Raw genomic sequence first — 13,935 nt, forward strand, 5'->3', positions numbered from 1 at the left:
GCCATGACGCTAAAAACAGCGGTGGGGGGTGGATCCTTTAAGGATCCACCCCCCACCTTAAGCGCTAGCTATTACTCACCAGCGTGGTAAACACCGTCGGCACCCAAGCGGGCCTCGGGGTCAAGCAGCATGGCTGCCTCAACCTCGTGCGGGTCGCGGGTTTCGGTTTCTTCACCCAGGCGACGGCCATCGATCTGCTCGAACAGGGCCACGCGGCCGATCATGCCGGCGCGGCGGCGGCGCGTACCGGCAGCCAGGCGGGCATTGGCGCTAGCCAGCCAGGCGTCGACGGCCTGCTGGCCGCCAGCCTTACGCAGGGCAGATTCGAAAGCACCGGGGTGAACCATGGCCAGCAGGCCAGATACGTGTCCGAAGCCCAGCGAGGTAGCCAAGCCGGCACGGATCGGACCAGCACCAGGCACGCGACCGCTTTCGCCGCCACGGCCAGCCAGACGCATAGCCTTACGCGGCCAGATCCAGAAGCTGTCCTTCTTGAGCTTGATGTCCACGCAGTCCAGCGAGGCGTTACCCGGAGCCACACCGGTAGCCAGGATTTCGGTCAAACCGGCCACCTGGAACACTGCGGCACCACCCTTAGCGTGACCAGTGATGGTCTTCTGGGAGACCGCTACCAGCGGGTTACCCTCGCTACGGCCAAGTGCCCGAGCCAGGCGGGTGTGCAGTTCAGACTCGTTGGGGTCGTTAGCACCGGTGGAGGTGTCGTGCTTGGACACCACGGCGATGTCGTCAGGCTCAACGCCCAGCTTGGCCAAAGACTTAGCCAGACGCGAGTTGCTGCCGCCACGGCCCGCAGCCAGAGCACCCAGGCCCGGGGCCGGGATGGAGGTGTGGGCGCCGTCGGCGTAGGAAGAGACGAAACCAAGCACTGCAGCAACCGGCAGACCCAGCTTGGCCGCTACGTCACCACGGGCCAGGATGACGGTACCGCCACCTTGGGCTTCCACGAAGCCGCCGCGACGACGGTCGTTAGCACGTGAGAAGTGACGCGGGCTGATGCCCTTAGCCTTCATGGCAGCCGCCTCAGCGGTGGCGTTCATGTTACCGAAGCCAACCACGGACTCAACCGAGATGTCGTCGATAGCACCGGCAACCACCACCTGGGCCTTACCCAGTGCGATCTTGTCCCAACCTTCTTCAATGGATACGGCTGCAGTTGCGCAGGCGCTAACCGGCTGCACCATGGAACCGTAACCACCGATGAAGGACTGCATCACGTGTGCGGCCACAACGTTAGGCAGGGCCTCCTGCAAAATGTCACTGGGGCGTTCCTCGTTGAGGAAGCGGCCAACGAACATCTTGCGCATTGACTCCATGCCACCAAAACCGGTGCCCTGAGTGGAGGCCACATCGGCCGGGTGCACAGCCTGCAACAGCTCGGCGGGGCTGAAACCAGCGTTGAGGAAGGCCTCAACGGCAGTAACCAGGTTCCAAGAGGCGATCCGGTCCAAAGACTCGGTCATGGACGCCGGGATACCCCAACGCTGCGGGTCGAAGTCACGCGGGAACTGGCCACCTACAGTGCGGCTCAGCGCGGCGCGGCGCGGTACGCGGGCCAGCGAACCCGCCAGGCGGGTCACGATCCACTCGCCGCTTTCACTGTCTTCACTGATCAGGGTGTGTGCCGGGTCAGAGTCAGCGATAGTGCGGGCGGTAGCCTCATCGGCAACGTTGAAGGAGATGTCGCGGTCCAGGTAAACCTCAACCTCTTCATCTGCCACCGGAGCGATCAGCTGGTCGTCAACGAATTCGCGGATACCGCAGCGGCCCACTACCTCGTCGCGGTAACGCGAGAGAATGTCAGCCTCGTCAACCAGGTTGCCCTCGGTGTCGTACCAGCCGGCCTTAGGCGAGTCCTGCCAGGTCAGCAGGCCCATACCCCAGGCCAGTTCGAGTACGCCGGCAGCGGTGAGCTCGACGTCGTCGCCACCGGTCATACCCAGCTCAGCTTCGCGGCGGGTACGGCCGCTACCCCAAGTGGATACTTCACCGGTAGAAACCACAACCACCATGTCTTCCAGGTCAGCTTCAACCTCGCCCCAGTTAGGTGCGGTGGGCTGAACCGGTGTGGCCGGGCTGGGCAGAGCGGCGATGGTAGCGCTGGCCTCAACCGGCTCGCTGGTCTGGCCAGCTGCAGCCTTGGCAGCGTTTTCACGCAGCGCCACCAGGTCAACGTTGTCACCCAGGCCACCGGTCAGGTCAGCCTCAACCGGCTTAACCGCAGCCTGAGCGCGTACCTGCTCGGTGCACAGCTCAACCAGCTCGTGGGCGATTTCTTCAGTGGACCAGGTGCGTACCCCGGCGGCCTCAACAGCGGCCACCAGCGGGTCGTTACCACCCATCAGGCCGGTGCCACGCACCCAACCGATACGCGGGTGTGCCAGCGAGACGCGCTGAGCCCACTGCTTTTCGCTGGACCAGCGGTTAACAATGGCGTCCAGAGCGCTCTTGACTTCGCCGTAAGCACCGTCGCCACCGAAGGTACCGCGGTTAGGCGAACCAGGCAGGATTACGTGTAGACGGTGGTCCACGTTGGTGTCAGTGCCGATGGCGCTCAGGGCAGCAATGCTGCGCTCCACGCTCCACAGCAGCAAACGGGCCTGAGACTCAGTCTCCGGACCGGCGTCGGCCAGCGAACCGGCCACACGCCCAGCAGCGAAGGGGAACAGCAAGGTGGGCACCAGGGCCGGCTTGACCAGGGTTGAAGTACCACCGGAGGTGACTACTTCAGCGTTACCGATCCACTGGGCTAGGGCGTCTACGTCACGGTAGCTGGACAGGTTGGCCGGCACCATCCACAGCTGCGCGCCATTGGAGGCGTGCTGACGGTAGAGCTCGGTAGCGAACTCTAGACGCTTGTGGTTCAGGCGCGAGGCGGTAGCGATTACGGTGGCGCCACCAGAAAGCAGTTCAGCCACCACCGCAGCACCGATAGAGTGCGGAGCCATACCGGTTACAACCGCAACCTCGTTGGCCCAACGCACCGGGGCGCTACCAGCTTCAGCCTTGATGGCGGCCACCTGGCTGATGTGCTCAAGTACGCCGGCTACACGCTCGCTGGCACCAGCTTCACGCATCTGGCGGGCCCACCAGGCAGCCTGGTCGGCTACAGCCCGGCCCAAACCGGTGTAGCTTTCGGCGTTAACCGTCTCAGCGTTGATCTCACCGGTGGCGATGCGAGCCAGGTCTTCACGGGCACTGGCCCAGCGGTCATCGATCAGTACTGCGCGACGCGAGTCGAAGCTGGGAGTTACCGAGGCTACCCAGTTGGGGCCTAGCTCGGCAGTAATCGCCTCCAGGGCCACGCGGGTGCGCTCAGCTTCATCGTCAACCTGCTCGGAGGCCACGGCCACCTTTTCGGTTAGACCCAGGGTGTCAAGCAGGGTGCGGGCGGTGGTAGCCAGAGCGCCGTCGGGGCCAATTAGACCGGCAGCGAAGGCGTCAAGGGCTTCAGAGGAAACCTGGGCGCCACCGCCGGAGCCACCAGCGCTAGGCATGGCTACGCTCACGCCGTGGTCGCTGGCCACAGCCTGGACCGCGCGGTCGATTAGGGCATCTACCTCAGCTGCGCTCTTGAGCGGACCAGTGGTGCCCAAGGTAGCTAGGTCATCGCCACGCATGGAGGCGCCCTCACGGGTGCCCAGCAGCACAGCGGCGTTTACGTGGGCAGCCCAGCCTTCACCCAGGCCCCAGGTGCGCTGTACTCGCTCAGCAATGCGAGCTGGACGCTGTCCAGAAGGACCAAAGAGCTTGGAGATGGACTGGCGGATAACTTCGCTCAGTACCGGGCCGAAGGGCTTGTAGTTAGGTGCACCCTTAAGCACGGTGGCAGCTAGTGCGCTCATGTCAGCGTCGGCGGCACCATCAATGGAGGCCAGTTCCAGCTCGGTGCCCATGTCCATGAGCAGCTGGTTACGACGTGAAGATACGCCGTTGGTTAGGGTCTCGGTGGTGTCGGTAGCGCCGATCTGGTCGGGGCGGATGCGGGCCGAGTGGGCCAGCAAAACGTTCAGACCATCCTTAGCGGTGAAGGGCAGGTCCGCGACGTCGGCTCCGGAGGGGGCGCCAGCGGGAGCGGCAGGAGCGGGGGCAGCTACCGGTGCAGCAGCCGGGGCGGGCGCAGCGGCAGGAGCCGGTTCAGCTGCGGCGGGTGCGGCGGGCTCTTCCACTACCACCTCGTCAGCAACAGCCGGGTCGGTGTCAGTGGCCAGAACGCGGGCCTCGTCACGGCGAGCGTTGTAAACGGTCACGTGGTTACCGGCGTGGTGCGGCAAAGCCAGGGTGCGGCTGGCCAGGTTGGCCAGGGTCGGTGAAGCAGCTAGACCCACCTCGATGACCTTCTCAATGCCCAGGCCACCACGGTCAACCGGAGTGAACAGGACATCCTGGGTTTCGATCCAACGTACCGGCGAGGCAAACTGCCAAGCCAGCAACTCGATCAGCAGGGCGCGGCCCAAAGCTACCGGCTGGGCAATCCATGCATCCCAGTTAGCCAAGATGGCTTCCACCTGGGCGGAGGGCACAACCTCAAGGATGGAGCGGGCAAAGTCCTGGGTTAGTTCGAAGGGTCGAGCTACCAGGTTGGGTACATACAGACCAACCATGCGTTCGATGTCGATGTCGGCAGGTACCAGTGCGTCTAGGCGGCTACGGAACTCGTCCACACCCGGGCGCAGCACGCTGGAGTGGAAGGGCACGTCAATGCCGGGCACCAGCATGAAGGGGTTCTTGCCGCCGCGTGCCTTGGCACGTGCACGGGCATCAGCGGCTAGTGCCTCCAGACCCGCAACCGTACCGGCAACTGCGTACTGCACGCCGGCCAGGTTGTAGTTAACGATCTGCAAGAACTCACCGGTGCGCTGAGAAATTTCGGCCACGTAGGCCTCAACTTCACTGGCGCCAATACCGCACTGGTTGGGACGCAGCGCGCCCATACGGTAGTTGGAGGAACCGTCTTCAGCACGCGGCACCAAGGTGTGCATGGTGGAACCACGCTGGAACACGATAGAAATCATGGTTTCCACCGGGAACACACGCCCGTAGGCACTTAGCGCGGTGTACTCACCCAGCGAGTGGCCGGCGAAGGCAGCGCCTTCTACCAGGGCACCGGCCTCTTCTAGACGCGCGGTGGTAGCCATAGCCACGGTAGCCAGGGCCACCTGGGTGAACTGGGTCAGGTTCAGCAGCCCCTTGGGGTGACGGTAGGTGACGCCGCGAGCAGTGAGCTCGGTGGGGTTGTCACGCACCAGGGCCAGGATAGAGAAGCCCAGTTCCTTGCGGGTGTGGGCGTCGGCGCGGTCCCAGATCTCGCGGGCAGCCTTAGAGGAGGAACGCTCGTCTAGACCCATGCCCTGGGCCTGGATACCCTGGCCCGGGTAGAGGTAGGCAGTGCGCTCAGCGCGGGTAACGGCGGTGCCGCGAGAAACAATCTCACCGTTGATACGGCAGGTTGCCTCCAGCAGGAAGCCGCCGCCACGCACCAGGCCGGTGCGCTCTACGGAGATTTCTACCTGGTCACCAAGCTCGACCGGGCCGTGCATGGTGTAGGTCCAACCCACGATGTCGTAGTGACCACCCTCAGGGTCGGTTGAGGCAACTACCTGCTGGGCGGTGGCAGACAGCCACATGCCGTGTACCAGCGGGGCGCTCATACCAGCCACCTTGGCGGCGTTGTAGGAGGTGTGGATCGGGTTGAAGTCACCGGTTACGCGAGCGAAAGCGGTCATGTCGCGCGGGGCGGTGACCTTTACTCGGCGCAGGAGGCGACGGGCAGAGTTGGCGATTTCGCGTCCGGTGCCACCGGCTACGGCCGGAGCGGAAGGAGTGGCGGTGCCGTGGGCGCGGCCACGAATAGCGAAACGCTCAGTCATGATGGCGATCAGCTCACCAGTGGCGAAGTCGCGCAGCTCTAGGTGCACGGCTACCACGCGGCCGGCACTGGATTCTTCCAGGGCCTCAACCCAACCATCAACGCTTACGCGCAGGGAGGGCTGCTTGGCGGCTAGCTGCTCTAGGTCAGCGCGCAAATCCACGGTGTGGTCCAGGTGGACCGCGCCCAGCAGACCTTCAATCAGCGGCATGCCATCTTCAACTACCGAACCGAGGCAGGCGTATACCACCGGCCAGCACGGGCCTAGCAGGGCGTCAGGGACGATAGCGGCAGCGGAGAGGGTCTCAGGCAGAGCGTCAGCGGTAACCGCGCCGTGGTCGTAACCCAGCGTGGAGGCCAGGGTGAAGGTGTCGTGAACGGTGCCGAAGGGCTGGTTGGCTACCTTGCCGTTAGCGTCAAGGGCACCAGCGACGGCGCTCTGGACGGCAGGCAGGGAGGTGATGTGGTCACCAACAATGGACACGTTACCCACACCGGCGGTGTTAACCAGCAGGTCACCCATGGTCTGGGAGATACGGCTGGGGTCTACCTCGGGGGCAGCTCCATCGGAGGTACCGTCCAAACGCAGCGGCACTACCAGGCGACGCACGGCGTGGATCTGCTCGCCACCAGGTAGGTCATCCCAGTGGGTGTCGAGCTTAATGTCTAGGTCGTAGGCGTCAGCGGCCACGTCGGGGCGGGCCACTACCTGGTAAGCGTCGCTAGGCAGAACCACAGCGGGGTTGGTGGTCAGGTGACCGTTCCACACTACGTGCGGGGTGGAGCGTACGAAGGCGTTAACGTCAGCTACCGGGCGGGAGCCAACTGCCTTACCGTCGCATTCACCTAGGCGGGCGGCGGCATCTACCGGGTCAACCCCGGCGGCTAGCAGAGCCTCTACCGCAGCGGTTTCGAAGCGGCCTAGCAGGTGACCAACAGGCTCGTTAATGGTGGTAATACCAGCTACGGACACCGGGCCAGGAATGATACGTACCTGGTCAGCGGTGTAGCGCGGGTCCTGGGACTGCCACAGTGAGTCGGTGCCCCACCAGCGCAGAATGTCGGCGTCAACTACGGGCACGAACGGCACCGGCTTGGGGTGCTTGCGGCACAGGTCAACGAACCAGGCGGCGTCTGCCGGCTCCACCAGGGTGGTGTCCGCAGCCGGGTAGGCTTCGGCTAGACGGGCAATGGCGGCGTCGGCGTCCAGTACGGAGTCTAGATCCGGGAATAGGGTGACAATCTGGCCGTGGTCGGCTTCGCTTACACGAGCCTCAATGCGGTGCAGCAGGTCTAGCAGGCGGTCAGCCCAGTCCAGGTCAGCCCAGTAGTCGGCGGGCTTGGTGGCCTCGGGACGAGCCGAGGCGGGAGCTACACACAGCTGTGCGTAGCGCTTAGCCCACTGCAGGTAGCTCATGGACTCCATGTCGCCAAAGTAGGGCTTGGCGGTGTGGGATAGGGCCTCAATCATTTCGTCGCGGCGAGCAGCCATCAGCTTTTCGTCGCCAGCCAGCTCCTGGATCAGGCGCGAGGCCTTAGCCGAGGAGTTGTCAATTTCGTATAGGTCAGCGCGCAGGTGGCTTAGACCCGAAGTCATACCACCGGCAGACTTACCGGAACCAACCCAGCCACCATTGTCGCTGGGGGAAATTCCGGGGGTGTCAACCAGCAGCTGCTTGACGTCGTCGTTGGTCTTAGCTTCCAGGCAGGTCATAGCGGCAGAACCCACAAACACACCGTCAACCGGCATGGGAGCGGTGCCGTAGGCCAGGGCCCAGCGACCGGTGATGTAGTCAGCGGCGCGCTCAGGTTTACCGATACCACCACCGACGGTTAGCACCACATTGTCTACGGCGCGAATGGCGTCGTAGGTGGCCAGTAGCATCGAGTCCAGGTCTTCCCAGGAGTGGTGTCCACCGGCGTGACCGTCTTCAATCTCAATGATGACGGGCATTTCGGGAACTTCGCGGGCAATTGCCAGCACCTGCTTGATCTGGTCAACGGTACCGGGCTTAAGCGCAATGTAGGGGAAGCCCTCGTCGCGTAGGCGGCGCAGTAGCGGCACGGCCTCTTCACGCTCAGGAATACCAGCGGTGATCACGATGCCGTCAATGGGGGCGCCGGCGGCGCGGGCACGGATCAGGGTGCGCTGGGTACCTAGGTGCAGGTTCCACAGGTAGCGGTCCATGAACATGGCGTTGAAGGCGGCGGTGCGTCCCGGCTCCAGAGCGGCTTCCAGGCCAGCCAGGTTACGGTTCAGCACCTCGGCGGTTACCTGACCGCCACCGGCTAGCTCAGCCCAGTAGCCAGCGTTAGCGGCGGCAGCCACAATAGCCGGGTCCACGGTGGTGGGGGTCATACCCGCCAGCATGATGGCGCTGCGGCCAGTTAGACGGGTGAAAGCGGTGTCCAGTGACAGGCGCCCGTCGGGTAGACGACTCAGGTGCGGGGCGAAAGCGCTGCGGTCCACGGTGGGGGCAGGGGCGTAATCGCTGCGGTCGAGCTTGTCGATGCCAGCGCTGGTGCCGGCTACCACCACGGTAACGCCGGTGCCCTGCACGATGGCTTCGCTCATGCGGGCTAGTACCGCGCCGGGGCCTAGGTCGACGATCAGCTTGGCTTCAGCCTTGCCGGTGGCGTCGGTGCCTACCGCCTCGCGTACGGTGGCCGGCCAGTCGACGACGTCGGTCAGCACCGCCTGGGCCAGGTAGCGAGCCAGCTCGGGGTTGATACCACACCTGTTAGCCCACTCCACAGTGTCTTCGACAGCGCCTTCAAGCAGCGGGGAGTGGAAGGGGACGGTGGTGTCCAGGTACTCACAGATAGGAGCTAGGACCTCTCCCCCACGCAGGCGTTCTTTGTGTTCGCGCTCAGAGCGCTTAGCCGCAAACTCTAGGGCGGATACGGCAGCTTCCAGGTCTGCCGGGCGGCCGGAAAGGATGAAAGCAGCGCGGCCGTTGGTAACCCCAATGCTGATGTGCTCACTTAGGCCAGCAGCGTTAAGTACCTGGTCCAGGGCCGCGCGCGGCACGCCACGCACCGAGAGCATGGGGGTGACTTCACCAATGGGACCCAGGTTAGCGCGGCGTACGCTGCGGGCGGCGGCGGCGCCAATCAGGCGGGCTACGGCGTGAATCTCAACTACTTCAGCGTTGTTTTCGCCGCGGTGGGCGCTGGCGGCGCGTAGCGACTCCAGTAGGGCCACACCCAGCATGCCCTGGGAGTGACCGATCACGGCGCGCGGACGCAGGCTGGAGTCAATCAGGTCAACGCTGGTGTGAGCGGCAGCCACCAGGGCAGCGTGCTGGGCTAGCAAAATACCGGGTACGGAAACCTCGGCGCCAGAGCCGGAGGTGACTACGCCACCCTCGTCATCCAGCATGCGCCCACCGGCAGGGGAAATGGTTAGCAGGTCGGTGGCCACCGGGGCCAGGCGGTCGCGTACAGCCTGGTCAACAGCTACTAGCTCGCTGGCTAGACGTGAATCGGTGGCTACTAGGGACTCTAAAGTCTCACGCCACGGGGTAGCCTGACCGCCGAAAGAAACAATGAATGATTCACCTGCGTGCAGACGACTAGCGACTGATTGTTTAGCGCTAGTGGTAGTCATAAAAACTCCTTGTTTTCAAAGCTTGCAAATATCTCGTAGGGCATGCGCCCGGTGGAGTGCGCGTAGGGTTACGCCACTCTAAGTGGGCGTCACAAAGGCCCGTTGTCGTGTTTCTTTGCGCCGGCGCGGTGCACGTCTTGTTTGGCGAGCAACGCAGCCAGAGATTCGGCGATAACCGTGCGAGTGTTTTCAGGCGCGATAACCGCGTCGATTTCACCCAGGGCCACAGCCTTGTCGGGGTTGATGACTTCATCGCTGTAACGTGCTAGCAGGCGTTCGTGTTCGGCCTGAGCCGCTTCACGTCCCTGGGTAGCTTCAATTTCAGCGAAGTGGCGGCGGTGAATGATACCCACCGCACCTGCCGCACCCAACACCGCAATTTCGGCGCCAGGCCAGCAGAAGTTCAGGTCAGCTCCAATAGATTTGGAGCCCATAACAATGTAGGCACCGCCATAGGCTTTACGTAGCACTACGGTTACTAGCGGCACGGTGGCGGTGGCGTAGGCGTTGATGACCTTGGCGCCGCGACGAATAATGCCGGCGTGCTCCTGCTGAGCACCGGGGCGGTAGCCAGGTACATCCACGAAAGTCACTACGGGCAGACCGAAGGCGTCACAAAAACGCACGAAACGCGCCAGCTTCTCGGAAGCATCCACGTCTAGTGTGCCCGCATCGACCAGGGGCTGGTTCGCCACGATACCTACCGGGCGGCCCTCGATACAGGCCAGACCCACCACCACGTTTTGGGCGAAGTCTTCCTGGACCTGCACTAGCTCACCGTGGTCTACGATCGCGCTAACTACCTCGACGACGTCGTAGGGCTGACGGGTTGAGGCCGGCACTAGGTAGCCAACTTTTTCAGCAGCCTTAGCGTCAGCGGCGGCAGCCTCAGGCGGGTACTGGTAGCGCGGAGCTTTTTGCTCAGATGAGGAAGGCAGGTAAGCCAGCAGGGTACGTACCTGGGCTAGGGCGTCAGCCTCATCTTCAGCCACATAGTGCACCACACCGGTGACTGAGCCGTGAATGTCGGCGCCACCAAGTTCTTCCGCGCTAATGCGCTCACCGGTGGTGGCCCGCACTACGTCGGGGCCGGTGACGAACATGTGAGAAGCCTGACGGGTAGCGATCACAAAGTCGGTAAGTGCCGGTGAGTACACCGCACCTCCGGCGCAGGGACCCAAGATGACACTGATCTGGGGTACTAGACCTGAGGCGGCGCAGGTGCGGTTGAAGATACGTCCGTAGTAGCGCAGCGCCCCCACACCTTCTTGAATCTTGGCACCGCCAGAGTCAATCAGGCCGATAATCGGGATACGCAGGCGTAGGGCGTCGTCGAGCAGACGCACTATCTTGTCGCCTTCAACTGAGCCCAGCGAACCACCCTGAACGGAAAAGTCCTGTGAGTACACGGCCACCTGACGCCCATCAATGGTGCCAAAGCCGGTAACCACACCAGAGGGCTTGGCGTTGGCGCCTACCCCGGAGCCACTGAACTGGCCTACCTCCAGGAAGGAGCCGTTATCTAGTAGCTGGTCGATGCGCTCGCGGGCAGTACCTTTGCCTTTGGCGTGCTGGCGCTGAGCGGCGTGTTCTTCGGCGGCGCGGGCCACTTGCTCGTGGCGCTCACGAAATTCTTTAGTGGCTGGGCAGTCAGCTAGGGACTGGCCCGGTTCTAGCTTAGGAGCGCTCACTGATCCTCCTTGTGTAGGTTAAGCAGCACGTCACCAGCACTGACGGTAGCGCCGGTGGCTACTCCCACTAGCTCCACTACGCCGGCATGAGGAGCCCGCACGTAGTTCTCCATCTTCATGCTCTCTAACACCACCAGCAGCTCGCCCTCTTCTACCTGCTGGCCGTCTTCTACCGCGATGCGGGTGACAATGGCCTGGATAGGGGCGGTAACGCAGCCGTCACTGACTTCCTGCACTGCGTTGTGGCCGCCGCGTGAGCCGCGACCGGCGCGTAGAGGCTGAGTGATGGAGCTGACCGGGGCGCTAGTGCCTAGCGGCCCTTCTACGGGCACGGCAATGGCGGTGGCAGTAAATAGGTCTGCGGGCACGCCCAGCTTTACACGGCGCCCGTCTACCTCGATGATTACTTCGCGGCGCTCTACCGGAGCGGTGGCGGCGCCACTAGCTGCAGCTGCCTGAGCGTTCTCGTCAATCAGGGTGGGTAGCAGCTCGTTTTCGATCCAGCGGGTGGTAACCGTGTAGTTTTCGGCTGCCTCGTGGCCGTCGACGACGGCGGTGAAAGCCGGGGATTTAAGAGCTGCTTCGTGGGCGCTTAGGCAAGTGGCTAGTCCCTCAATGGAGGTTTCGCGCAGGGCCCGTAGCGCCCGGGCAATAGCTGCCTGACGGGTGGGGCCGGTGATAACCAGTTTGGCTAGCATCGGGTCAAAGAAGGGGGTGACCTCATCGCCAACGGCAATACCGGATTCAACGCGTACGCCGTGCCCAGCGGGCCAGTGCACCCCGGTGATGGTGCCGGTGGTGGGAGCTAGCGCGCGGGCGGGGTCTTCACAGGTGATACGCAGTTCAATCGAGTGGCCCTGCGCCGGCTTTAGCTGAGGTAGACGCTGGCCTTCTGCTAGACGCAGCTGAATATCTACCAGGTCAGTACCTGAAACCTCTTCAGAGACGCAGTGTTCTACCTGCAGGCGCGGGTTAACTTCCAAGAACCACAGGTCGCCCTCATCGGTGTAGAGGAATTCGCAGGTACCCACACCTACATAGTTGACTGCTTCAAACAGGCGCCGAGAGTTTTCAACCAGTTTGTGCTCAATGTCTGCGGGAAGGAAGGGAGCGGGGGCTTCTTCAAGCAGTTTCTGGTTGCGTCGCTGTAAAGTGCAGTCACGTGTCGAAACCACTGCGAAGTTACCAAAGGTATCGCGGGCGCACTGGGTTTCTACGTGGCGGGCATGGGTGATGAACTTTTCGAGGATCTGGGTGACAGTGCCGCCAGCAGTTCCGGGGGTGGCAGTTTGGAATTCGTCCAGGGCCGGGGTGGTGTCTACTTCGTCGTCGTTGTAGAGCACGGTGATGCCGCGACCGCCACCGCCGTCGGTGCGCTTAAGGGCTACCGGGTAGCCGTAGCGGGCAGCGAATTCTTTAACCACGCTAGCTTCAGTTACGGCATCGGTGATGCCGGGGACTGGGTCGACGCCGGCACTCTCGGCCACCTGGCGGGCACTCATCTTGTCCCCCAGGGCCTCCATAGCTTCAGGGGACGGACCGATCCAGGTGATACCAGCATCAATTACTGCCTTGGCAAACTCAACGTTTTCAGCCAGGAAGCCATAGCCGGGGTGAATGGCCTGAGCACCCGTAGACTTGGCAAGTTCAAGTATTGCCTGCGCGTCGGTATAGCCGCTTCCTGCTGGCAATGCGTAGGCTTCATCTGCTAGCGCCGTTGCTGGTGCCGTTAGATCTTCAGCTGTGTACGGCAGGATTGATTTGCCGCCTCGATCCGCGATGGTACGCGTTACGCGCATCGCGATCTCAGATCGATTGGCAATCAAGATTCGATCCAGACTCACCGCTGCCCCTTCCTTGTACTCGACGGCCTAACCGTTATCGGTCAGGGGGGTCAGGCTAGCCGCCTTTCGCGGGAAGCTATGTAAGGTAGCTATGCCAAACCGTTATATACAAGGTTAAAGCCCCAAGAGCCATATGCCCATTGTAGGATGCCTACAATATTCGAGAAACTATTTTTAGTAGCCCCTAATCTTGGCGAAATGGCGCCAAATCAGCCACAAAGGTGGGTTGTAGCTAATTCGCGTAGGGTGTCAATCTCGCGGTGAGCATCTTCTGATTTGTAGACTGCCGACCCTGCTACGAACACATTTGCACCTGCCTCGGCGGCTCGTTCGATAGTTTTCCGCGAAACTCCGCCATCAATCTGCAGACGAATATCAAGATTGTCTTTACTGAGCAGTGCCCTGGCCTGAGCAATTTTAGGCAGCATAATGTCTAGGAAGCTTTGTCCACCAAAGCCCGGCTCTACCGTCATAATCAGCAGCATGTCGAACTCGCTGATCACGTCGGCAATTGCAGCTAGGGGCGTGGCCGGGCGCAGGGCAATACCAGCTTGAGCCCCAAGCCGATGTAGTTCACGGGCCAGGCGCACCGGCGCAGCGGTGGCTTCAGCATGTGCGGTTACAGTGTGGCAGCCAATCTCAGCGTAGGCCGGGGCCCAACGGTCGGCGTCAGTGATCATCAGGTGGGCATCGATAGGCAGTTTGGTGTTTTCAACCACCGCCTGGGCTACCGGCAGTCCCCAAGACAGGTTGGGTACAAAGTGGTTGTCCATAATGTCCACATGCACCCCATCGGCATTGTCGATACGCTGCAATTCGCTAGCTAGGTTGGCGATATCGCAGTTAAGGATGGAGGGGCTGATCTGCGCGCGCATGGCTTTTTCCTTCTGGTTATTGGGTTTG

At 62.5% G+C, this 13,935-nt stretch carries 4 protein-coding genes; all 4 read right to left on the reverse strand.

Annotated features, from left to right (window positions below; all coding sequences use genetic code 11):
- Positions 1-71: 71 nt before the first annotated feature.
- The 4 genes from HMPREF0045_RS02305 to rpe all read right to left on the reverse strand — a co-directional run bounded on the left by HMPREF0045_RS02305 (position 72) and on the right by rpe (position 13,907).
- Entirely contained in the window at positions 72-9,497 is a 9,426-nt protein-coding gene (locus HMPREF0045_RS02305; RefSeq protein WP_005985112.1) for a type I polyketide synthase, read from the reverse strand.
- 89 nt (positions 9,498-9,586) lie between these two features.
- On the reverse strand, positions 9,587-11,188 hold the full coding sequence (locus tag HMPREF0045_RS02310; protein ID WP_005985114.1) for an acyl-CoA carboxylase subunit beta: 1,602 nt from the start codon (positions 11,186-11,188) through the stop codon (positions 9,587-9,589).
- The gene (locus HMPREF0045_RS02315) at positions 11,185-13,032 is read right to left on the reverse strand and encodes an ATP-binding protein (RefSeq protein WP_005985116.1); all 1,848 of its coding nucleotides are present in this window, start codon (positions 13,030-13,032) and stop codon (positions 11,185-11,187) included. The genes HMPREF0045_RS02310 and HMPREF0045_RS02315 overlap by 4 nt, the downstream gene beginning before the upstream one ends.
- A 209-nt stretch (positions 13,033-13,241) precedes the next feature.
- Positions 13,242-13,907 carry a ribulose-phosphate 3-epimerase gene (gene rpe / locus HMPREF0045_RS02320; protein WP_005985118.1) on the reverse strand — a complete coding sequence of 222 codons (666 nt, stop codon included), beginning with the start codon at positions 13,905-13,907 and terminating at the stop codon, positions 13,242-13,244.
- Positions 13,908-13,935 lie beyond the last annotated feature (28 nt).

The sequence above is a fragment of the Actinomyces graevenitzii C83 genome, from assembly GCF_000239695.1.
In the GTDB taxonomy this organism is placed as follows: Bacteria; Actinomycetota; Actinomycetes; order Actinomycetales; family Actinomycetaceae; genus Actinomyces; species Actinomyces graevenitzii.

Excerpts from the sequence above, each read along its gene's own strand:
- HMPREF0045_RS02305 (WP_005985112.1), bottom strand. The coding sequence starts at position 9,497 with ATGACTACCACTAGCGCTAAACAATCAGTCGCTAGTCGTCTGCACGCA.
- rpe (WP_005985118.1), bottom strand. The coding sequence starts at position 13,907 with ATGCGCGCGCAGATCAGCCCCTCCATCCTTAACTGCGATATCGCCAAC.